This is a genomic window from Pseudoalteromonas sp. SR45-5 (assembly GCF_014163565.1).
GTDB classification, from domain to species: domain Bacteria; phylum Pseudomonadota; class Gammaproteobacteria; order Enterobacterales; family Alteromonadaceae; genus Pseudoalteromonas; species Pseudoalteromonas distincta.
On sequence record NZ_JACJDN010000932.1, the window covers coordinates 1 to 1,043 of the forward strand.

2 protein-coding genes are annotated in these 1,043 nt (G+C 40.3%); both read right to left on the reverse strand.

Annotated features, from left to right (window positions below):
* Positions 1-490 (reverse strand): ABC transporter permease (locus tag H5072_RS20170; protein ID WP_220488745.1); only part of this gene is annotated, 490 nt, incomplete at its 3' end.
* Positions 487-1,043 (reverse strand): cell division ATP-binding protein FtsE (locus H5072_RS20175; RefSeq protein WP_182694602.1); only part of this gene is annotated, 557 nt, incomplete at its 5' end. The genes H5072_RS20170 and H5072_RS20175, both read right to left, overlap by 4 nt.

Below are 1,043 nucleotides of genomic sequence, written 5' to 3' on the forward strand. Positions count from 1 at the left end.
CTTTAGCGGCATTTGGGTGTCTGTGACGTTTTGTTGGAGTAACGAGTACCACATCCGGTAATGGATTTTTATCTAAATACTCCAAAGCTTGCCCAAAGCCAGATACATCTTTAAATTCAGTTAATGCCTGTTGTTTTGAAATAAACTCAACACTTTCCACTTCTGGGTAAAGTGCTAAACGCTTTACTAGTGTTTGCGTTTCTTGCTCGTTCATACTTTCTTTTACGAACAACGATATTTCACTCGCCTCTTCAAAGCCACTACTCACTTGCTGTACGTTTTTAACGACTAAGTAAAGTGTTGCAGGTAACGTTAGGCTCAAACCAAGTACAGCGATAGTCATCATAGACGCAAGCGGCGTGCGCCACATTTCACCTAAGCTATGCACACCTTGGCGAAAAATATTAATAATAAAAAAGTAACCGCCAGCTAATACTGATTTTTTTTGCTTGTCGTTACTATTTTGGCGACCTTTAAAAAGTAAACTCATAGTGCCCCCTCAGCAAGCGGGTCTTGAAGCATACGGCCATCTTTTAAGGTTAAGCTACGATACTTCATACGTGCAACCAAACCCAAATCATGCGTTGCGATAAGAACAGTGGTACCGTGTTTATTAAAGTCTTCAAACAACTTTAGTATTTCCATTGAAAGCTCTGGGTCAAGATTACCTGTTGGTTCATCAGCTAGTAAAATTGGTGGGGAGTTTACAATAGCTCTGGCAATACCAACTCGTTGCTGTTCGCCTCCAGAGAGCATTGAAGGATGACATTTCACTTTGTCAATTAGGCCTACCTTGTCAAGCGCGCCATGGACCCGTTTAGCTATTTGCTTATGGTGAGTCCCCTCAATAATGAGAGGTAATGCCACGTTATCAAAAATAGTGTAGCGCTCTAATAACCTATGGTTTTGAAAAATAATACCTATATCACGACGAGCATAAGGAATTTGACGCGAGTTTACTTTGTTTAAATCAACACCGTTGATAAATACACTACCTGCTGAAGGACGTTCCATTAAGCTAATTAACTTAAGCAACGTACTTT